Origin of the sequence: Bariatricus massiliensis, from assembly GCF_900086725.1 — a bacterium.
GTDB classification, from domain to species: domain Bacteria; phylum Bacillota; class Clostridia; order Lachnospirales; family Lachnospiraceae; genus Allocoprococcus; species Allocoprococcus massiliensis.
In genome coordinates, this window is sequence record NZ_LT574838.1 from 825,140 (window position 1) to 847,246 (window position 22,107).

22 protein-coding genes and 1 other annotated feature are annotated in these 22,107 nt (G+C 47.2%); all 22 genes read right to left on the reverse strand.

Annotation, left to right across the window (positions count from 1 at the left end):
* Nucleotides 1-431: sigma-70 family RNA polymerase sigma factor (locus tag BN6465_RS15420; RefSeq protein WP_154670305.1), on the reverse strand; the 431-nt coding region annotated here is incomplete at its 3' end.
* Nucleotides 410-865 (reverse strand): anti-sigma F factor, encoded by a 456-nt coding sequence (gene spoIIAB, locus BN6465_RS15425; RefSeq protein WP_066736866.1) that lies wholly within the window; start codon nt 863-865, stop codon nt 410-412. The genes spoIIAB and BN6465_RS15420, both read right to left, overlap by 22 nt.
* Complete coding sequence (locus BN6465_RS15430) at nt 865-1,179, reverse strand: STAS domain-containing protein (RefSeq protein WP_066736868.1); 315 nt, start codon at nt 1,177-1,179, stop codon at nt 865-867. Before BN6465_RS15430 ends, spoIIAB begins: the two co-directional genes overlap by 1 nt.
* A gap of 143 nt (nt 1,180-1,322) precedes the next feature.
* A complete protein-coding gene (locus tag BN6465_RS15435) occupies nt 1,323-2,669 on the reverse strand; it encodes a tetratricopeptide repeat protein (RefSeq protein WP_066736870.1) in 1,347 nt (448 codons plus the stop codon).
* A gap of 11 nt (nt 2,670-2,680) precedes the next feature.
* Nucleotides 2,681-2,815: a hypothetical protein gene (locus tag BN6465_RS21335; RefSeq protein WP_256278615.1), complete on the reverse strand. Its 135-nt coding sequence runs from the start codon at nt 2,813-2,815 to the stop codon at nt 2,681-2,683.
* Nucleotides 2,808-4,100: a bifunctional folylpolyglutamate synthase/dihydrofolate synthase gene (locus BN6465_RS15440; RefSeq protein WP_066736872.1), complete on the reverse strand. Its 1,293-nt coding sequence runs from the start codon at nt 4,098-4,100 to the stop codon at nt 2,808-2,810. The genes BN6465_RS21335 and BN6465_RS15440 overlap by 8 nt, the downstream gene beginning before the upstream one ends.
* Nucleotides 4,101-4,117: 17 nt before the next feature.
* Nucleotides 4,118-6,310, reverse strand: a complete 2,193-nt coding sequence (locus tag BN6465_RS15445) for an LTA synthase family protein (protein ID WP_066736874.1) — start codon at nt 6,308-6,310, stop codon at nt 4,118-4,120.
* Between the two features lie 32 nt (nt 6,311-6,342).
* Complete coding sequence (locus BN6465_RS15450) at nt 6,343-8,991, reverse strand: valine--tRNA ligase (RefSeq protein ID WP_066736876.1); 2,649 nt, start codon at nt 8,989-8,991, stop codon at nt 6,343-6,345.
* Nucleotides 8,992-9,146: 155 nt separating this feature from the next.
* Nucleotides 9,147-9,413: a binding site (T-box leader), on the reverse strand.
* A gap of 128 nt (nt 9,414-9,541) precedes the next feature.
* Nucleotides 9,542-10,813 carry a phosphoribosylamine--glycine ligase gene (gene purD / locus BN6465_RS15455; RefSeq protein ID WP_066736878.1) on the reverse strand — a complete coding sequence of 424 codons (1,272 nt, stop codon included), beginning with the start codon at nt 10,811-10,813 and terminating at the stop codon, nt 9,542-9,544.
* A 10-nt stretch (nt 10,814-10,823) separates the two neighbouring features.
* A complete protein-coding gene (gene purN / locus BN6465_RS15460; protein ID WP_066736880.1) occupies nt 10,824-11,450 on the reverse strand; it encodes a phosphoribosylglycinamide formyltransferase in 627 nt (208 codons plus the stop codon).
* Complete coding sequence (gene purM, locus BN6465_RS15465) at nt 11,444-12,469, reverse strand: phosphoribosylformylglycinamidine cyclo-ligase (RefSeq protein WP_066736885.1); 1,026 nt, start codon at nt 12,467-12,469, stop codon at nt 11,444-11,446. The genes purN and purM overlap by 7 nt, the downstream gene beginning before the upstream one ends.
* 26 nt (nt 12,470-12,495) lie before the next feature.
* The gene (purE, locus tag BN6465_RS15470) at nt 12,496-13,008 is read right to left on the reverse strand and encodes a 5-(carboxyamino)imidazole ribonucleotide mutase (RefSeq protein WP_066736887.1); all 513 of its coding nucleotides are present in this window, start codon (nt 13,006-13,008) and stop codon (nt 12,496-12,498) included.
* A gap of 73 nt (nt 13,009-13,081) precedes the next feature.
* Nucleotides 13,082-15,127, reverse strand: a complete 2,046-nt coding sequence (locus tag BN6465_RS15475; RefSeq protein ID WP_066736889.1) for an aminopeptidase — start codon at nt 15,125-15,127, stop codon at nt 13,082-13,084.
* Nucleotides 15,127-15,501, reverse strand: coding sequence for a DUF6142 family protein (locus BN6465_RS15480; protein WP_066736891.1), 375 nt, complete (start codon nt 15,499-15,501; stop codon nt 15,127-15,129). The genes BN6465_RS15475 and BN6465_RS15480 overlap by 1 nt, the downstream gene beginning before the upstream one ends.
* A complete protein-coding gene (locus BN6465_RS15485) occupies nt 15,455-15,916 on the reverse strand; it encodes a VanZ family protein (RefSeq protein ID WP_408605616.1) in 462 nt (153 codons plus the stop codon). Before BN6465_RS15485 ends, BN6465_RS15480 begins: the two co-directional genes overlap by 47 nt.
* A 45-nt stretch (nt 15,917-15,961) precedes the next feature.
* Entirely contained in the window at nt 15,962-16,114 is a 153-nt protein-coding gene (locus BN6465_RS21045; RefSeq protein ID WP_199882848.1) for a hypothetical protein, read from the reverse strand.
* Between the two features lie 12 nt (nt 16,115-16,126).
* Complete coding sequence (pyrE, locus tag BN6465_RS15490; RefSeq protein WP_066736896.1) at nt 16,127-16,804, reverse strand: orotate phosphoribosyltransferase; 678 nt, start codon at nt 16,802-16,804, stop codon at nt 16,127-16,129.
* A gap of 26 nt (nt 16,805-16,830) precedes the next feature.
* Complete coding sequence (locus BN6465_RS15495; RefSeq protein ID WP_066736898.1) at nt 16,831-17,733, reverse strand: dihydroorotate dehydrogenase; 903 nt, start codon at nt 17,731-17,733, stop codon at nt 16,831-16,833.
* Entirely contained in the window at nt 17,733-18,515 is a 783-nt protein-coding gene (locus BN6465_RS15500) for a dihydroorotate dehydrogenase electron transfer subunit (protein WP_066736900.1), read from the reverse strand. The genes BN6465_RS15495 and BN6465_RS15500 overlap by 1 nt, the downstream gene beginning before the upstream one ends.
* A gap of 43 nt (nt 18,516-18,558) precedes the next feature.
* On the reverse strand, nt 18,559-19,485 hold the full coding sequence (gene pyrF, locus BN6465_RS15505; RefSeq protein ID WP_066736905.1) for an orotidine-5'-phosphate decarboxylase: 927 nt from the start codon (nt 19,483-19,485) through the stop codon (nt 18,559-18,561).
* 12 nt (nt 19,486-19,497) lie between these two features.
* Entirely contained in the window at nt 19,498-20,775 is a 1,278-nt protein-coding gene (locus BN6465_RS15510; protein ID WP_066736906.1) for a dihydroorotase, read from the reverse strand.
* 112 nt (nt 20,776-20,887) lie between these two features.
* Complete coding sequence (locus tag BN6465_RS15515; protein ID WP_066736907.1) at nt 20,888-22,105, reverse strand: S41 family peptidase; 1,218 nt, start codon at nt 22,103-22,105, stop codon at nt 20,888-20,890.
* Nucleotides 22,106-22,107: the final 2 nt, after the last annotated feature.

Here is a 22,107-nt window from a genome sequence, read left to right on the forward strand (position 1 = left end):
CCGCCCGCCTCCATCGCCATCACAAGCTCTTCTTTTTCTATTTCCAAGTAGGCAGCCAGCTCTTCAAGATCCGGCTCCCGTCCAAGCTTATCCTGCAGTCTTTCTTTGGCAAAAAAAGCTTTATACGAAAGTTCCTTTAAGGAGCGGCTCACCTTAATCATGCCGTCATCTCGCAAGAAACGCTTGATTTCTCCGGAAATCATGGGCACCGCATAGGTGGAGAACTTGACATCGTAGGAAATATCAAATTTGTCGATGGCCTTCAAAAGACCGATGCTCCCTATCTGAAACAAGTCCTCCGCCTCTGTTCCACGTCCATAGAAACGCTTGACGATACACCAGACTAACCCCGTATTTTCTTCTACCAGCTGGGCTCTCGCTTCTTCATCCCCATCGTGAGATTTCTGAATTAAAGCGATTGTGTGATCCATGGTTTTAACCCTTCTCCAATAGTCTTTTTCATTTTCACAGTAGTTCCCTCATGCGGATGGGATTCCACCAGAACCTCATCCATAAATGCCTCCATAAACGCAAATCCCATACCCGAACGATCCAATTCTGGTTTTGTTGTAAACAGCGGCTCCATCGCCTTTTTGACATCATCGATGCCTCGGCCATCATCCGAAATTTCTATGTAAAGTGTTTTCTCCTCCACCTTACAACGGATACGAATCTTACCCTTTTCCTGTTCATACCCATGGATGATAGCGTTGGTCACCGCCTCCGACACTGCGGTCTTCACATCCGACACCTCTTCCAAAGTCGGATTCAGCCTCGTCATAAATGCTGCCACCGTCACCCGCGCAAAACTCTCATTCGCAGAACTGCTGTCAAAAATTAATTCCATTTCCCCGGTGCTTCCCATTATTCTTTCTCCTCCTCATAAAGCTGCATTATTTTTGTAACTCCTGACATTGCCAGTATTTTCTTCATTCTCTCATTGGCATGGACGGCCCACACCTCGCCGCCCAGCAGATAAATCTGTCTGTACCGCCCCATGATGACACCAATACCGGAGCTGTCCATGAAGCTGGTTCCCTGAAAATCAAAAATAACATGTTTGATGTGTTTCTCTTCAATCAGTCTATCCGCCTCCTTGCGGATATCCTCGGCATTGTGGTGATCTAACTCCTGAGGAAGAAAGATTGTAAGACAATTCTCTTCAACTTGATACTGCATATAATCCCTCCTGTTTTTGTGTGCTGACTGCACATATTTATAAGTAAGACTGCGGGTTGCCGCACAAAAAAGGATATGCCTCTTCGCATATCCTCTTTCGTAGTAATTCCATATGAAATTAAATGCCTGCGGACGCACACTCCTTACTGATTGTCCTCTCCGCCGCTGTTATTTTCCGCCGGTGTACCGCTCAAAGCATTCTGTGCCTCATTGGCGGCATCTGTTCCCGAATAATTGGCAGTTACTTTTTCATAAGTCTCCTTGGCTTTCTCGGCATCACCGTTGCCGGCATAAGCATCTCCCAAAAGCTTGAGCGCCTTACCCTCGTCATATCCTTCATCCATCCGGATGACGCTCTCCAGTGCGGTGACCGCCTCTCCATAGCTGCCGCCCTCCATATCAGACTGGGCCTGTGCATATAATCTCTCGCACATCTTAGGGAATAAATCCCCTGATATCTCACCGTAAATAGCCTTGCCCTGCTCGCCCAGAGCATCCGGTGTGACCGCAAGTAAACCTTCCAGCATATCAGCGTTACTTGTATTACCGCCCTGATATTGATTATAGACTGTCATGAGCTTCTCGTAGCTCTCCTGAGTGGACTGTGCGGTAGCTATGGCACTTTCCGCCTCGTCACTGGAAGACCGGTATCCTTCCAGCTCTTTTTTCAAGGCGTTGATCTGGGCGTCTTTGGAAGCAATCTGTTCGCTCAGCTCCGTCACGTTCCGATTGGCTTCCCCTGCTTTTTTTTGATTCACAGACGGCACAATCAAAAACCAAATGACCGCTGCCCCCACCGCAATCCCGATTAAAATATTGACGATAGTCAGTACCCCCGCATTGTCCTTCAGACTTGCTGAGGCCGGCTGGATAATCGTCTCATTTCCCAGATTGTAGGAAACCGTCTGATTCTTATCTTCCTTAAGTTTGGCCACCTTTTGGCTGCGGATCTGTGCCAGCTCATGCATATAGCTCAGCGTAATCTCATTGGTGGTATCCATCTTGTGGGCACGCCGCAGAATCTGCCTCGCCTTTGCATACTGCTCCGTGTGCAGATACAAAAGAGCCAAAAGCTGATGGGCCTTCAAAAACGTGGGATGGGCCGCCACCACTTTTTTCAACTGGATAATAGCCAAATCCTCGCCGTTCTGCTGACAGTAGATCAGACACTGGTTATATTTATGGATAGCCTGATTGATCGTCTCAAGCTCACTTGGTGTCTCCTGTACCTTTTTTATATAATAATTGGCAATATTTTCATAAGACTTAAAATTCTTGCTGATAATCCACTCGACCAGAGCCTCTACAACTTCGCCTCTTCCATAATACACAAGCCCCAGAAGATTCCTCGCCATAATGTTCTCTCTATTATATTGCAAACTCCGCCGAAGCGATGAGACAGCCCCGGAAAGATCCCGGATATTTGCCTTCTTCAGCCCGTCATTATACCAGTAATTGGACTGGTATGCCAGTCTTTCTGTATAATCCATGTGCTTCTCCCCTATTTCGTCTGCTCAAGCATTTCCCGTAAAATATCAGTCATATCCGTCAAATCTTCTTCATAGACGGCCTGTTCGATTTCCTCTACTTCCAAACTTGGTTTAAATTTTTTGAGTTCTTCTTCAAAATTAAGCATTTAAGCCTCCTATTATTCTTTTCAGCTCACCTATGAGATACAAAGAACCTAGGCAGTAAAGCCTTCCGTTCTCCCCTTTTTGTCTGAGTGCCAGTGTAAATGCTTCCTCCATTGATTCTTCCGTATAAACCGGCACATCCGTGTAACGCCGGAATACTTCCGCAAGCTCTCTGGCTCCCTCTCCCCTTTTATCTTCAAGTTTCGCAATCACATACGCCTTCGCCTGTACTCCCTGACAAAGTGTACATATCATATGCTCATAATCCTTCTCTGCCACTGCCGAGAACAGCACAACTATATCACACTTTGGCTGGGCGTTTACACTCTCTATAAAACGTTCTACAGCCGCCAGATTATGGGCGCCATCCAGTATGACTCCCGGAAGAATTTCTTCCATGCGCCCCGGCCACTGGGTCCTCGCCAATGCCTGTCTCCATTTTTCCATGTGCATACAGCCGTCAAAGACAAATTCCATGGCGGCAATGGCCAGCATCGCATTCATGACCTGATAAACACCTGTCCCGCGGACCCGCCATACGGTATTATTATCATACTCACTGCCCGGCAAAAAAGCAATATCTTTCTCAGTTATTTCCAGAATTTCAAACGCATCTTTCGAGATTTTTCTGCAAGGTGCGCCGGCTTCTGCCGCCGTCCGCTCTATTATGACACTGCTTTCTTCTATAGTGCCATCATAAAAAACAGGAACTCCCTTTTTGATGATTCCAGCCTTTTCTGCCGCTATTTTCTCTATCGTATCTCCGAGAATCTCCGTATGATCCAGTCCTATGGAGGTGATGACCGTCAGAAGAGGGCGGGGATAAGAGTTGGTGGCATCAAGCCTGCCGCCAAGCCCCGTCTCCAAAATCACAAATTCCACCTCAGCCTTTTCAAAAGCCGTCATTGCCATTGCATATAGAAACTCAAAATAAGAAGGATGGCTGATGCCTTCCTTCTGCATTTGTACTGTAATCTCCCTGACTCTTTCAAATACCTCCACAAAATCCTTGTCGGTAATGTCAACCCCGTTGATCTTGATTCTCTCATTATGCCGGACAAGATGGGGCGACGTGAAAAATCCTACCGTCTTCCCCTCAGAAAGAAGAATCGCCTGCATATATGCGCAGACGCTTCCCTTTCCATTGGTCCCCGCCACGTGGAGTACTTTTCTCCCGCGGCAGGGGTCGCCAAGCCTTTTTAAAAATTGGAGTGTATGGTCAAATGTATGCTTTTTCGTAAATTTAGGGATGTCCTCGATATAGCGGACTGCTTCTTCGTAATTCACTGTCGTACCCCATTTTCTTACTCATTCGTAGTTTCTGTCGGCGCTTCCTCATCTGTTCCGGCAGGCGCATTGTCTTCCTGTTTCATTTCGTCTGTATATTCCATAAGCTTTTTGTCTCTATAAATATATTCCTTAGAGGTGCGGAAGATAGTATTGCTCGAGCCCACCTGACTGACCGTCACAATATCATTCTCATCCAAAGTACTCTCTGGCAACTCTATCCTTGTATTGTTGAGGAAGGTACTCTTTTGCTTTTCGTCATTAATATATACTTTACTCCATTTTGTAAAATTAGTTCCATACAGGCTGTAGGTTCCGTCAAGATTACTGTTCAACCCTGTCAAAGTCACATCATTGATTCCCATTTCCATATGGCCTTCTGTTATCGGCGGATGTCCGTTGTATACATATTGTTTTCCATAGAGGATGTCGTACTGCAGAAGCTCGAGATCCAGCAGATAATCTTTTGTCTGCCTTCTCTCCTGATGATAATTAAATACCGTTCCGGCATGGAGGCCAATCTGTTCCATGACATCTGCCATAATCTGATAGGCCGGTATATTCCTGTCCTGCTTTTCCAGACCAATGTTATTCCATATTACATAATTTGTATTATAAAGATATCTGCTCTTCAAATCTTTGGCTTCCAGCCCCATAGTCGGCAGATGATCTCCATAAAATACAACAACCGCCGGTTCCCCTCTGTCTTCCATCATCTTTACCAGATTGGCAGCGAACTGATCCATCTCATACACTTGGTTTACATAGTATTCCCACGCGTTATTTTTTCCTTCCGTCTCCATACCGCTCACGGTAATCTTCGGATTCTCGATGATTTTCTCCTCCGGATAGTTCCCGTGTCCCTGCACGCTGATTGCAAAGACAAAGTCTTCCTGCTCCGTAGAATTCAATGAATCATTGATGTGCGTCAAGAGTATGTCGTCCTTAGCCCATCCATTCTCGGTGGTCTGCAGTATATTCATGAACTCCTTACTTGTAAAACTGTCAAATCCTATATTGTTGAATACCTTCGCACGACTGTAGAAATTGCCTCCGTTATTGTGTAGCGCATGTGTCCCATAACCAAAAGATGCAAAAGCCGTTGCGGCACTTTCAGCCACCTGATCCTTCAGCACTGTCTTATAGGGATATTCTCCCGGTCCAAAGTAGCGCAGATTCATCCCCGTAAGGACTTCAAACTCCGTGTTCGCCGTGCCTGCCCCCACGGATGGCACTTTAAAGTACCCCGACGGGTATTCCTGAAACATTTTTCTCAGATTAGGCAGCGGATCTTCCGATGTCTGAAGCGCCTCGAATTCTTTAACATCAAAAAAAGATTCGAGCTGGACAAAAATCACATTCGGCTTCACATCCGTGTCTGCCTTGCTTTCTGTGAGCTTGCCGTTGTGGCTGATTTTCTCAATGGTCGACTTGCTGTAATCATTCGGCTCCGAAATGCCTGTGTTGAACAAACTCGCCGAAAAACAATAGGGCACTCCATAATCCTGATAAGCAAATGCGATATTACCAAAGTATGTGGAGATTACCCTGTTGTCTATAGCGGCCGTTGTGACCAGCGAAAACGCGCCAAAACTAATCATTGCGCCAGCCAGCGCAACCAGCCGGTGCATCTTGCCTTCATACTGCCCGCCTCTGCGCCACATGGCAACTCCCCAGATTATCAGGGCAGAGATTCCTACGGCCATCATCACCAGTTCAAAGGGCGAAAAATAATTGGTAAAGAGGGAAAGGCCCTCCGTGAATGTCTTTAAATCCTGCGCGTTAAAGGGCGTCACACGCTTCAACAGCATGACTCCGTTACATACTCCGATGAACAGCCATACAACACTGATAATAATCCGTGCGAATACCCTCCGCCGAAAAAGGTACACCAGCATAAACGTCACAAATATCATCCCGGCATTATAGAAAAATACAAGCGGGGTGCCAGTCATATACTTCCACGCCTCCACCGGCGAATGTCTGGAAACTGCTTCAATCAAAAAGTTGATTACACAGGCCCATACCGCATGGAACAACAGAGAAAACCGATTCATAAACCGATAGTACGGTGCCATCTTCTTTGCGAATGCACTGTTCCTTCGTTTTTCTAAAATACGTTCCCGGCGTTCCTTGCGCATTCTTCTATGCTCTTTAATATCTTCCGGCTTCATATTCTTAAGTTTTGTAAAAGCATCCAATTTTTTCATCTGCTTACCCCTTGTGTATCCGTCTGTCTGGACTATTTTTTCAATCCTGTCAGGCGCTCCTGCACCTGCGCCATCATCTGCTGATATTTCTCAAGCTTTGCTTTTTCTTCTTCTATTTTCGCCTGCGGCGCTTTGCTCATGAATTTCTCATTATTCAGCATTCCATTGACACGCGCAAGCTCTTTTTTCAGTTTCTCTTCCTCTTTTGTAAGGCGCTCGATCTCCTGCGCAAAATCAATCAATTCTTCCAGCGGGACATAGGCAACCGCATCCGGCACTACGATAGATACCGCGTCCTCTGCAATTCCCTTCTTGTCGGACTGAATAGCCAATTCACTGGCATTCATGAGCGGACACGCGGAAACAGCCAGCTCCGCCAGTCCATCCTGAAGTTCTTTATCCTCGCATACGATATATACTTTTGCTTTTCTGCTCGGCGGAACGTTCATCTCAGCACGGGCATTTCTGACTCCCCGGATCACCTCTTTCATATGGTCCGTCACCATTTCTGCCTCCGGGAAAGCCCAGCCTTCCTCGAAAACCGGCCAAGAAGAAATCATCAGTGACTCTTCCTCCGGAATCAATGCGCTGTAGATTTCTTCTGTTACAAACGGCATGAACGGATGAAGCATTTTCAATGCATTTCCAAGCACCGTCTTCAATGTCCATAATGCTGCATTGGCACTTTTATAATTATCCGCAGCGTGATAGATTCTGTATTTCACAAGTTCTATATACCAGTCACAGAATTCATCCCATATAAAATCATATACCTTTTGTACCGCTATGCCAAGGTCGAATTTATCCATATTGTCCGTCACATCCTTGGCCAAGGTGTTCACCTTAGAGAGAATCCACTTGTCCGCCAATGTAAGGTCTACATCGTCCGGCTTGGAAATCACTTTATCTTCCATATTCATAAGAATGAACCGGGACGCATTCCATACCTTATTGGCAAAATTACGATTGGCCTCAACACGCTCATTATAGAAACGCATATCATTGCCCGGCGCATTGCCCGTGACAAGTGTAAGACGCAGGGCATCCGCGCCATATTCGTCGATAATCTCCAGCGGATCGATACCGTTTCCAAGAGATTTGCTCATCTTTCTTCCCTGAGAGTCTCTGACCAGCCCATGCATCAGAACCGTGTGGAACGGCGCTTTTCCGGTGTGCTCATAGCCGGAAAATACCATACGGATAACCCAGAAAAAGATAATATCATATCCGGTTACCAGCACGTCTGTCGGGTAGAAATAATCCAAATCTTCCGTCTTCTCCGGCCACCCCAGTGTGGAGAACGGCCACAGTGCAGAGCTGAACCAGGTATCAAGCGTATCCTCGTCCTGTGTAAAATGTGTACATCCACAGTGCGGGCATACCTCCGGCATCTCTCGCGCGACTACGAATTCACCGCACTCATCGCAATAGTACGCAGGAATCCGGTGTCCCCACCAAATCTGACGGGAAATACACCAGTCACGGATATTTTCAAGCCAATTCAAATATACTTTGTCAAAGCGCTCCGGCACAAAGCGAAGCTCACCTTTTTTCAGCGCCTCGATTGCCGGCTTCGCCAGCTCTTCCATCTTTACGAACCACTGCTGTTTAATCAAAGGCTCAACTGTCGTCCCGCAGCGGTCATGTGTCCCAACGTTATGGTCGTGCTCCGCTACCTTTACCAGATAGCCCTGCTCCTCAAGGTCTGCAACAATCGCCTTTCTCGCCTCATAACGTTCCATACCGGAGTATCTGCCATACCCATCCACGATTGTAGCGTCGTCATTCATAATATTAATCTCAGGAAGCTGATTTCTCTTTCCCACTTCAAAGTCGTTCGGGTCGTGAGCCGGCGTAATCTTTACCGCACCAGTACCGAACTTCTTATCCACATACGCATCCGCCACAATTGGAATCTCTCTGTTTACCAATGGGAGGAGCGCCTTCTTACCTACGATATCCTTATACCGCTCGTCTTCCGGGTGTACCGCGATGGCAGTATCCCCAAGCATCGTCTCAGGACGGGTGGTCGCAATCTCCAAAAATCTGTCTGTCCCGATAATCGGATACTTGATATGCCAGAAATGGCCTGCCTGCTCCGCATGCTCTACCTCTGCGTCGGAGAGGGAAGTCTTACATACCGGACACCAGTTGATGATTCTGGAGCCCTTATAAATATATCCCTTCTCGTAGAGATGGATAAAAACTTCTTCTACCGCCTTGGAGCAGCCTTCGTCCATAGTGAAGCGTTCTCTGTCCCAGTCACAGGATACGCCCAGCTTCTTCAGCTGTCCCTCGATGGTTCCGGCGTACTCTTCTTTCCACTCCCATGTCCTCTTGAGGAAGCCCTCTCTACCAAGCTCCTTTTTATCTATTCCCTCTGACTTCAGCTGGTTCGTTACCTTGACTTCTGTGGAAATTGCCGCATGGTCCGTCCCCGGTATCCAGAGCGCGTTATATCCCTGCATCCTCTTGTAGCGAATCAAAATATCCTGAAGGGTATTGTCGAATGCATGCCCCATATGCAGTTTACCTGTAATGTTCGGCGGAGGCATCACCGTTGTAAACGGCTTTTTATCCCGATCCACCTCTGCATGAAAATACTTGTTTTCACACCACTTCTCATAAAGCTTCGGTTCAATCTCCTTTGGATTATAAGTCTTCTCAAGATTCTTACTCATCATGTCCTCCTCAATCACTCACACTTTTACTTGTACACTTTGCGCGCCAATGTGCGGCTGCGAAGCAGCTTTCCTTTGCACATTGTGTGCATCCCCCGGAGGGTTTTATTTCATAGGACAGTTTTTTCTATGAAATAAAAAAGCCCCCTACATATGTAAAGGGCGTGTTAACGCGGTACCACCTTTGTTATGTAAAACTTCCTTCTATGCTGCCTGCTTGCCGCCGCATAATCATAGCCCTCAGTTCTCACACATCTCACAGTTCTGTAACGGAAACTACCCCGTGATATCCTACTCGCCCGTTCAGATATCCGGCTCAAAAGCTACCTTCTGTATCCGCATCCCGCAAGCCCTCTCCCAGCCGATGGAAGGCTCTCTCTTTCGCGGCCTAAATACATACTCCTCTTTTTCTCTGCCTTTTTCATAACTAATGCTTATGATAGTATCGAAATCCCGGTTTGTCAAGGAATTCATGAAATATTCATAACTTCTTAAGAGTTAAGGGACTGCTTTTTCGCAGTCCCTTAATTGCCAAAAGCAACTAATTCATTTACGCCTCATCAATTGCTTTCCCGATATCATTTCTCATATACTTATTCTCAAACTGAATCCACTCCGTGGCTTTGTAAGCGTTGGCCCTCGCCTCTTTCAGCGTAGCGCCCTTAGCCGTGATGCCGAGCACGCGCCCGCCGTTGGTCACAATCTGCCCGCCGTCGAACTTCGTTCCCGCATGGAAACAGTAGTAGCCGTCATGCTTTTTAAATTCCTCGAACCCTGTAATCGGAATTCCCTTTTTATATTCCAGCGGATACCCGTCGGATGCAAGTACAACACAGACTGCCGCATTGTCTTCGAACTCCAAATCGATCTGATCCAGTGTCCCGTCGATACAAGCTTCCACCACGTCAATCAAGTCATTCTTCATTCTCGGCAGTACGACCTGAGCCTCAGGGTCACCGAATCTGGCATTATATTCCAGCACCTTCGGGCCTTCCTCTGTGAGCATCAGCCCAAAGAAGATAATCCCTTTGAACGGTCTTCCTTCTGCCTTCATGGCATCCACCGTCTTCTGATACACATGCTCGTTACAGAATTCTTCTACTTCCTTTGTATAGAAAGGACTGGGGGAGAAGGTCCCCATACCGCCTGTGTTCAGCCCTTGATCCCCGTCCTTCGCACGCTTGTGGTCCTGAGCGGATGTCATGGTCTTAATAGTATTTCCATCCACGAAGGAAAGTACGGATACTTCTCTTCCTGTCATAAATTCTTCGATGACCATGGTATTGCCGGACTCGCCGAACTTCTTATCCAGCATAATCGTCTTCACACCGTCTTTTGCCTCTTCCAGTGTATTACAGATGAGCACACCCTTTCCGAGAGCAAGGCCGTCCGCCTTCAGCACGATTGGGAATTTCGCTGTCTCAAGGTATTTCAACGCATCCTCTGCATTGTCAAAATTCTCATAGCCTGCAGTGGGAATATTGTACTTTTTCATCAAGTCCTTAGAAAATGCCTTGGAACCTTCCAGTATGGCCGCATTTTTCTTTGGCCCGAAAGTACGGATGCCTGCCGCTTCCAGCTCGTCCACCAGTCCGCCCACAAGCGGGTCGTCCATTCCTACAATCGCCAGATCAATCTCTTTCTCCTTGGCAAACGCAGTAAGCTTTTCAAATTCCATCGCACCTATGGGCACACATTCTGCCAGCTCCGCAATACCCGCGTTGCCCGGCGCACAATAGATTTTTTCTACCTTGCTGCTCTTTGCCACACAATATGCGATGGCATGTTCTCTTCCGCCGCCGCCTACAATTAATACCTTCATTGAGACCCTCCTATTCGCACACTACTGTCTGTCCGTCTTCCACCTTAACTTTACCATTGGCAATCAAATCTATGGCTCGGGGAAGAATCTTCCACTCTGCCTGTTCCATCACCCGCTGCTGAAGTGTCTTAGGCGTATCCTGCGCCTCCACTTCCACCGATTTCTGGAGAAGAATCGGCCCTGTATCCGTTCCCTCATCCACGAAGTGAACCGTAGCGCCTGTAACCTTTACTCCGCGTGCAAGTGCCGCCTCATGTACCTTCAATCCATAATACCCTGTGCCGCAGAAAGAAGGAATCAAGGACGGATGAACATTGATAATCCGGTTACAGTACTTTGCTATCATCGCTTCCGGTATCACTACCAAAAAACCAGCCAGCACAATTAAATCCGGCGCAAACGCATCTATCTGTTCCAGAAATACCCGGTTAAAATTATCTCTGGATTCAAAATCTTTCGGTGAAACGCACTGCGCCGGAATTCCATGCCCTGCGGCACGCTCCAACGCATATGCATTCTTATTATTGCTGATTACCCCAACGACTTCTGTATTGGTAATCCTTCCGGCATCCACCGCATCCAGTATCGCCTGCAGATTCGTACCACCGCCGGATACGAGAACTACGACTCTTAACATACTGTTACCCCTTTGTCTCCGGCCTCTACATATCCTACCACATAAGGTTCTTCTCCGGCTTCTTTGATGGCCTGCATAGTGGCATCTACATCCTTTTCATCCACCGCCACAACCATGCCAAGCCCCATGTTGAAGGTATTGTACATTGCTGTTTCTTCCACATCACCGTCTTCGGCAAGCATGTGGAAAATCGGAGGAATCGGATAGCTGTCTTTTTTCACTACCGCGTGTGTTCCATCTTTCAGCATACGCGGAATATTTTCATAAAAACCACCGCCGGTGATGTGGCTGCATGCCTTAATCTTGACACCAGCTTCTTTTACGCTGCGGAGTGCCTTGACATAAATCTTTGTCGGAGCCAAGAGCGCATCTCCCAGAGTAGTTCCCAGACATTCATATTCTGCATTGAGCACTTCCGGTTTCATATTGAATACTTTTCTTACCAGTGAAAATCCATTGCTGTGTACCCCTGAGGAAGCCATACCAATCAATATATCTCCCGGCTTTAAATCCTTCCCGGTGATTAAATCCTTCTCATCCACAATCCCTACCGCAAAACCGGCAAGATCATATTCATCTGTCGGATAGAATCCCGGCATCTCAGCAGTCTCTCCGCCAATCAGCGCACAGCCTGACTGCTTACATCCCTCTGCCACACCGCTCACGATGGTAGCGATTTTCTCCGGCTCATTCTTGCCGCATGCTATGTAATCAAGGAAAAACAAAGGCTCTCCACCTGCGCAGGCAATGTCGTTCACACACATTGCGACACAGTCGATTCCGATGGTGTCATGTCTGTCCAAAAGGAATGCCAGCTTAAGCTTTGTACCCACTCCGTCTGTCCCTGACACAAGTGTCGGTTTCTCCATATTTTTAAATTTCTCCATAGAGAAGGCTCCTGAAAAACCTCCGATATTCGTGAGGACCTCTTCCCTCATGGTCTGCTGAATATGTTTTTTCATCAACTCCACTGACTTGTAACCTGCTTCAATGTCTACGCCCGCGTTCTTATAATCCATCTCATATCCTCCGTGAATGTACTTATCTACATCTGTTTTAAATATTCCTTATGTCCCAGCTCACTTAACTTGTCGGCCTTTTTCTGCACAGTGTCTTTCATTTCCGCAGAATAGTCCTTTAATCTTGCAAGCACCTCAGCATCTGAAGTCGCAAGAATTTTGGCTGCAAGAATCGCCGCGTTGGCTCCGCCGTCAACCGCAACCGTAGCGACCGGAATCCCCGGCGGCATCTGAACGATAGACAACAGTGCATCCATCCCATCCATGTTCTTGCCGGACATCGGAATTCCGATTACCGGCATCGGGAAGATTGCCGCACACATTCCAGGAAGATGCGCAGCCATTCCCGCTCCTGCGATGATAACCTTAAATCCCTTTGCTTCTGCTGATTTTGCATAGTCAAAGAACACATCCGGCATACGATGCGCCGAGATAATTGTCATCTCATAATCGATTCCGAACTTCTCCAACATGTCGGCAGCCTTGCTCATAATCTTCATGTCTGAGTCACTGCCCATTACAATTCCCACTTTTGGCATAATTAAATCTCCTTTTCTTATTTATTAGTATGATGAATAAATAGCTCTCCACTTATAAGATATTTTACTAAGTCTATTGAATGATGTCAAGCGGTTCATTCAAAATTTCCGTCCCTTCAAGTACGAACCGGCCCTCCCTGATAATCTCCGTCTCAACTCCGTCTTCCGTAAAGACACTGATTTTCCCAAGCTCATCATACGGAATCGTGATATCTGTATGGCATTGGAAATAAGCTTTTTCCAGATTCTCCCTTCTATTTAGGGAGATACTGTTATCTTTGGCGACAATCTCTTTACCGTCAGGGTTGAACACCTTGATATCCTCAGCCCAGCTGTAGCATGTGTCACCCACCGCAAAGTGTGGTCCCATTTTTTCCGCTATCAAGATAGTAAACTTGTCTGCTATATTATATTTTTTAGCCGCGGCATACGCTGTAGTGTTGGTGCCTATGGCAAATTCTCCCATGGGGAGTGTGGCATGATTGTGCAGGATGTTATCTGACACATATTTTTTGTTCTCCTCGTCCCTCTCAAAATTGCCGCAGGTGTACTCAGTTATCATTCCGTCTTTAAATTGGATTTCCAGCTCATAGTACGGAAGCTCATGGAGAAATACCTGACTCACGAAGAGCGTTCCTTCCGTTCCTTCCAGCACCGGTGAGGTAAACACTTCGCCGACCGGAATATTCACGTCCGCCACACAGTTTTCGAATTTTGTCTCTTTTGCCGCGTCATTCAGCGGGTGCAGCTTCACCTTTAAGTCAGTCTTATTACCGTTCGCCCCAACAATGTGAACATAATCCCCCTTGTCGAGCGCGTCGATGATAGTCTGCTGCACGCCCTCGTACAATTTATAATCCAGCGTATTGATGCGTATCGTCTCGTCAAATATCTCGGCGAACTGTTCTCCGATTTCCGGCACCGGCCAAGAAATGATAGTAAAGCTTCTCTCCTCACCTTTGATATATTGATTGGTGAGTTGTCCGGCTCTTGCATTCATCGAAAGAAGCAGCTCTTCCTGCTTCTCTGTCAGGTGTATTGCCTCTTTTTTCACCTTGGGAGCAAAGGGCTTTTCCCCAAATACTTCCATGACGGCCGGCCCTGCAAACCCGGCGGCCATCTCCTTGTTCTGCTCCAGCACTGTGTGCATCACTTCCAGCTTGCGCTCCACGAACTGCTTGTCGAGGAACAGCCCCATGTCGTCCTTGTGGTCGTAATCATACTGCTTATTCACAACCGCGCCGTAATAACCGTTCTTAGCCTGACGCGGCCTCGTGACCGCACTGAGGGCAGAGCGGTAAATGGTAGGCCGAAGCCCCATCTTCTCAAAGTTCTCTATTGCCTTTTTTACCACTCTCTCAAAGCCAAGGACGAACCGGATATTGACGGTAGTTTTCTTGGATAAATCCTTACCGGTATTCACAAATCCAATCCGGTACCCTTCTGTAAAAGTATCCGCCATCTTATCGATGGTCTCCTGCGGAAGCGTGTTCAGATACTCTGCGGTCTTCCGCTCATTGTCACTGATATATTCTCCCATGCGGTACAGATAACGGATATCGGATAAGTCCGACGTCATAATCATTTTCGCCGCAAAGTCACAATAATCCGGGTCTATCTGCTCCCTGATTCTGTCGGCCGCAAAAACATCACAGTAATCGCTTGCATACCAGTAAAATATACTTTTCAGGCTGTCCAAGGAAGGTTCCTCTTCCTCCTCAAATTTGTTGTAGACTTCAATGAACAATTCATTTCCTATGGTAAGATAGTCATCCCTCTGTTCATACACATAGGCCAAATCCCCCCGCAGCTCAGTATACAGCGCGCTTAAGAACGCGCCCGTTCTCTCGCCCAGCACACGGACTGCATAAGCCGGATTGGCATAGGACGTATCATAATAGGCCGGCAGCACATCATGATAAAGCGCATCCATCTCAAGCTCAAGCTTTTCAACAGAGGCTGTCCTGCGCACAGCCGTATTCAGGCTGTCTTTGACATCATGAATGCGGAGCAGGAAGTCTGCAACCGTCCGAAAATAAGAGCGGTATGGTTCTTTCACCGTCTCTTCGTCCATAATTTTTATAATCCGCTCCAGCGTTAGATAGTATCGTTCTTCCATTAAACAATCCCCCTTATAAATGTTGCGATGAGGCAGAGGAGAACCATTCCATTCACCCCTATTCCTACCTTGCATGTTATATAGTTTTTATCTCGCTCCCGGAATCCCCGGACTGCAGTCACAAGACCAATCCATGCAATAATCACCGCAAACAGGCCAAAGCTTCCTATTATCGCCTGAGATTGTCCCTTATGTAAAAACGATGTCAAAATTAGGGCAATAAAAAGAATTGCCACAACCGCCGACAGAACACAGGCCATTATCCCTTTTTTGGAATGTTTTAATTTCGCCTGTCCATATTTTCTATTCCCTCGCTTCTTCCGCTCTTTATCTCTTTCGCGAGCCCGCTCTTTTTCCCGCCCGATTCGCATCATGCCATCTCCTTATTGTGTTGCAGATTACAAAAAATATATATCCAATCACACCGCCTATGGTGTTCAATAATAAATCGTCCACATCAAAACTTCCCACTTTGGTAAATAACTGGAACGTTTCCACCAAAAGGCTCAGCCCAAAACTGTAGAACAATGTGAGAAAAAAACTCCGGTAGCGGCTTGCCATCGGCATAAAAAAACCGAAAGGCATAAAAATCAGGACATTGCCGAACAAATTGGCAAACGATACCCAGCCAAGCTGCTCCCGGTAAATCCAAAATCTTTTAATCTCCTTAAATAGTACAAGATTATAGTGATACTCGTTCATTCCTCCGGTTCGTCCATACCAGTCGGAAAATATAAGAAAATACAACAAAAACCCAATATAAAGTATAAATAATATTTTCCCCAGCATCCGGACTCGTTTTCTATTCTTAGCCTTCAAATCAGAGCATCCTTCCTAAAATGTCAAACCTCTTTTTGCCCGGAACAGGCGTCCCCCGCTCACAAGCAAAATTACCCCCGAAGCAATCCCCATAATTATCAGGACAATTCCAATTGTTATATTGGCCGCCCCAGCATTTCCCATCGCTTTGTATGCTTTTTCCGTCACTTGAAATCCTCCTTATTTTACGCCATATTCTTTATAATATGCGTCGATTGCCGATTTAATTGTGTCATCAATCACAATTTCTCCGTTACATGGCTTGTTATAGAGATGTTCAACAACCTCATCCATAGTCACGATTGCATTGGCATCAAATCCATAGAGCTCTTTGATTTCATCAAGGGCACTTTTTTCTCCGCCTTTTCCTACTTCCATACGGTTCAGTGAAACAATCAGACCCTTCACTTCCACATCCGCCTGTGCTTTGATAATCGGAAAAGTCTCCTCGATTGACTTTCCGGATGTGGTAACGTCCTCGATAATCACGACACGGTCTCCGTCACAGAGCTTGCTTCCCAGAAGGATTCCGGTATCGCCATGATCCTTGACTTCCTTCCGGTTAGAGCAGTACCGGATATCCACTCCGTACAGCTCGCTGATTGCCATCGTGGTGGCAACGCTGAGCGGGATGCCCTTATAGGCCGGCCCGAACAGCACATCAAAATCGAGCCCATAGTTGTCATGGATTGCTTTGGCATAGTATTCGCCCAGCCTGCGGAGCTGCGTGCCTGTCACATAAGCGCCCGCGTTCATGAAGAACGGTGATTTTCTTCCACTCTTCAGTGTAAACTCCCCGAATTTGAGCACGTTGCTCTCTACCATAAATTCAATAAATTCCTGCTTGTAAGCTTCCATTTTGTTCTTCTCCTTATCCCATACTGTTATTTGACCAGACCAACCATATCCTTCATCTGTTCGAATCCTTGGCGCTCCATATATTCTGCGATTCCGTCCACCACTTCCATCGTCACTGCCGGATTGTGGAAATTAGCCGTCCCCACGGACACCGCGCTGGCACCAGCCAGAATCATCTCAATCGCATCCTCAGCACTGGCAATCCCGCCCATGCCGATAATCGGAACTTTGACCGCATTCGCCGCCTCATACACCATGCGCACCGCAATCGGGTGGATGGCCGGGCCCGACACACCTCCGGTCTTATTCGCAAGCACAAATGCCTTTCGGTTGATATCTATCTTCATTCCGGTCAAGGTGTTGATCAAGGATACCGCATCGGCTCCCCCTGCCTCGACCGCCTTAGCCATTTCCCCAATGCTGGTGACATTAGGGCTTAATTTCATAATGACAGGCTGCTTGGCATAGCGCTTGACCGCTTTGGTAATCTCTTCCGCCGCCTGTGGGTTCTGTCCAAAGGCGATGCCGCCCTCTTTAACATTTGGACAGGAAATATTGATTTCCAGCATATCCACATCTTCATCCGCCAGACGCTCTACCACCTCGCAGTAATCCTCCGCGGACTTGCCGCACACATTTACAATAATCTTTGTATCGTAAGCTTTGAGAAACGGAATGTCCCTCTCACAGAACAAATCAATCCCCGGATTCTGAAGACCCACCGCGTTCATCATGCCGCCGTAAGTCTCTGCCACCCTAGGCGTGGGATTCCCGGCCCAAGGTATATTGGCAACTCCCTTTGTAGTCACCGCTCCCAGCTTATTCAAATCTACGTATTCCGAAAATTCCGCGCCGGAGCCGAAGGTCCCTGAGGCAACCGTCACAGGATTCTTCCACTCAACACCGGCAATATTCACCTTCATGTTCATCAGATTTCCACCTCCGTAGACAAGAATACCGGTCCATCCTTACAGATCCGCTTATTATTTACATTACTGTGGTGGTCTTTTTCCTTTGATTTACACACACAGCCAAGGCAGGCGCCGATCCCGCACGCCATTCTCTCTTCTAAGGAAAGATAACACTCTATCGCATTATCCTCTGCATATTTTTTAATCGCCCGGAGCATAGGCGTCGGCCCGCATGCATAAATAATATCTGCCTCCAGCCCATTCTCCCGGATAGCGTCCATGACATTCCCTTTTGTGCCCACACTTCCGTCTTCCGTGGAGATATAGACTTCCCCGTTCTCTTCAAACTCGCTCTTCAAAAAAGTGTCTTCATCGCGGTACCCTACCACAATCTGCTTTTTGGCACAATCCAGCTGCTTTGAGAGTTCCAGAATGGGAGGCACGCCTATTCCGCCGCCCATGAGAAAGGCCTTTTTCCCTACTGCCTGCTGAAGTGGAAACCCATTGCCCAGAGGCCCGATAATCGGTATCGTATCCCCCTGCTTCATTTGAGAAAACTGTTCAGTCCCCGTCTTTTCACCGGTCACCCGGTATACTACCCGAATCTGACTTTTTTCCGTGTCTATCTCACAGATACTAATGGGGCGCGGAAGAAGCTTGCTGCCGTCCTTCGTATACATAGAAATAAACTGCCCCGGCCTGGCCTCCGCCGCAGCCTCGGTCTGCAGGCGCATACTGAATATACCTTGTGCCAGCTCCTCCTGTGACACTATAACTGCCTGTTCTTTTTGCTTTCTCATCTTTTTTCTCCTACTTTTTCATCACTTTGCAAAAGCTGCGGCTCTACCGCTGCTCAACGCTTTCTCGTATATCCTTTACCATTGCTTCCACGGCTGCCCGGGATGCTTCCCCAAAGTTCTCCGTACCGTATTTTGCATAGTCCTCCTGCTTATAGGCCGCGATAATTCCTCGGGAAGAATTGACGATTGCTCCCAGTCCGTCTTCGTTGAAGAAATGTACAAGGTCTTTGCCCTTTCCGCCCTGTGCACCGTATCCCGGAACGAGAATATAGGCTTTCGGCATAATCTTTCTCAATATTTTGCCCATTTCCGGATAAGTAGCCCCTACTACAGCTCCAATATAACTATATTCATTGCCCATGTGTTCCTCGCCCCACTGAGCCACCTTCTCGCCCACCAATTCATAGAGCGGTCTTCCGTCAATCATTTGGTCTTGGAACTCTCCGCTGGACGGATTTGAAGTCTTCACGAGAATAAATAATCCCTTATTCTCCTCCTGACAAACCTTGATGAATGGATTCACACCGTCGGAACCGAGGTAGGGATTCACAGTCGCGAAGTCTTCATCGAAGGGCACATAGCTCTTACTTCCTACTTGGACTCTGCCCAAATGTCCCACAGCATATGCCGCGGAAGTGGAGCCGATGTCGCCCCGCTTGATATCGCCGATTACCACCAGACCTTTTTCCTTACAATAGTCTACCGTCTTCTTGAAAGCCATAAGTCCCGGAATTCCGAACTGCTCATACATGGCAATCTGAGGCTTTACAGCCGGAATCAAATCCCATGTCTTGTCCACGATTTCTTTATTGAACTGCCAGATGGCCTCCGCCGCTCCTTCCAGCGTCTCACCAAATTCAGCAAATGCTTTTTTCTGTACATGTTCCGGTATATAATTCAACATCGGGTCCAATCCCACAACAATCGGCGCACCCGTCTTTTTAATATTCTCCACTAATTTGTTAATCATCTTACTTCCTCCTTATCTGCTGTATACAATTCTTCCGCCGGCAATCGTACATACGACTTCACCTTTGACCGGATAACCGTCAAAAGGTGTGTTTTTCCCTTTGGACAAAAATGTATTTTTATCAATCTTATATTCTTTATTTGGATCAAAAATTACTAAATCCGCGCACATACCTTCTGAGACAGAGCCCTTGTCCTCAAGCCCAAGAATCCGGGCAGGATTATAACTCATCTTTTCCGCCATCTGCATCATGGTCAGAACCCCCTTGTCAACCAGCTCTGTGTAAGTGAGCGCTGCGGAAGTCTCCAGACCAACAATGCCGAAGTATGCTTCTTTCATGGATTTATTCTTTTCTTCCGCTGAATGAGGGGCGTGGTCTGTGGCGATGACATCCATAACATCTGCCTGAAGCCCGGCTTTCAAAGCCTCTACATCCGCTTTTGAGCGAAGAGGCGGATTCATCTTATAATTCCCGTCATCCTGCCTGATATCATCAGTACTCAAGACAAAGTGATGAGGGCATACTTCACCGGTGACGGGAAGTCCTTCTTCCTTCGCAAGTCTTATCATATCCACACTGTCCTTCGTAGAACAGTGGCAGAGATGAAGGCGGACACCTGTCTCTTTTGCCAAGAGGATATCCCGTGCCACGATGACGTCCTCCACAGAGTTCGTAATCCCCGGCAATCCTAAGGAACGGGCCTTTTCATCAGCGTTCATTACGCCGCCTTCCACCATCGTAATATCTTCACAATGGGCAAAAACGGAAATTCCAGCTTCCTTCGCTATCTTCATCGCCTCTCTGTAAAGGGACGCATTCATTACGGACTTGCCGTCCTCACTGATAGCATGGCAGCCGGCTTCGGCCATTCCCTTGATATCCGCAAGTTCGACGCCTGCCTGTCCTTTCGTGACCGCCCCCAGCTGTATCACTTGAACCGGGCACTCTTTCTGTGCACGCTGGTGCACATCCTCCACCATCTCTTTCGTGTCTGTCACCGGCTTTGTATTTGGCATTGCGCACATCGTTGTCACGCCGCCCCTTGCAGCCGCAGCTCCTCCGCTTGAAAGGTCTTCTTTATAGGTGAAGCCCGGATCGCGCAGATGCACATGCAAGTCAATAAATCCCGGCATCACGTAATATCCCGCGGCTTCTATCACCTTGTCTGCCTCCACGCCCATATTTTTCCCAATCTTACTTATCTTATTATCTTCTATCAGTACATCGAGGACTTCATCCTTCTTGAAAAGCGGATCAATCACATGCCCGTTTTTAATTAAAATCTTCATGTTTTTCTATCCTTTCCGTATCATGTGACGGCCAAATCTATGCCATTCATCTGCCGCCTTAAAAATACACATATACAATTATAGTAACATAGACCAACTTAAAAAGGAATGCCTAATCGGCATTCCCTTTCTTATTTTTTATCTCTGTGATTGCTGCATCGAGTTGATTGTCTGCATCTTTATCCTCTGCATTTACCTCATACTCCACCGCCACATCCGGCTCAATCCCTTTTTTATGAATGTTCCTTCCGTTCGGTGTATAATATTCCGCCGTCGTCAGTTTCACCAAGCTGCCGTCATCCAGCGTAATTACTTCCTGTACAATACCTTTCCCGTAAGTTGTAGTACCAACAATCGCACCGAGCCCGTAGTCTTGCACCGCCCCCGCGAATATTTCGGAAGCGCTGGCACTGTTGCCATTCACGAGAACTGCCAACGGCTTCGTAAACTGATGTTCATCGTCCGACGAAAGAACACTTTTCTCGCCATTTTTGTCCTGAGTATAAACAATGATTCCTTCCGGCAGAAGAAGGTCGAGCATATTCGCCGTAGTCAGCAGATTTCCCCCGGGATTATTTCTCAAATCCACAATGAGGCCTTCCATCCCCTGTGCTTCAAGATCGGACAAAGCCTGTGCAAATTGGTCATACGTCACGCTGTCAAATTCAGTCACGCGGATATAACCGATCTGCTCCTCCTTCATCTCTGAGCTTACCGTGCGGGCCTCAACTTTTCCCCTTGTCACGGTTACCGTCTCTTCCTCCCCCGTATCATTCCGTATCAGAGTGATATCGACTTGTGTTCCTTCCGTCCCTTTTACTCTGGCGGCAACTTCAGCTATCTCCAGATCGGTCACTTCTTCCCCGTTGACTTTGTATATAATATCATTTTCCCTGATACCCGCCGTCTCGGCCGGAGAGTCTTCATACACCTGAACCGCTGTAACAATATTTGTGTTCAGATTCTTAGACATCACAACCCCGATGCCGGAATATTCTCCTGAGGTACTCTCCTTGAAACTCTTCGCCTCTTCTTCGTCATAATAGATGGAATATGGGTCGTTCAAGGCATTGATATAGCCCGCATACAGCCCCTCCGTCAGTGATGTGTCATCCACTTCATCGGAATATAAATATTTCTCATCAATCAATTTCTTTAATGCTTTCAGTTTCTTCTGGGCATCTGCGCCGACCTCAGCATCCGCTTCCGTCTTAAGCAGTACATCCATGCCGGCAAAATGTACCGCCCCAAGAGATGCCGCCCCTATCAGAAACATAGCAAGGGCGCCACAAAGCGCCCCCTGCCAAAAATGTCTTTTTTTATCTTCCATTT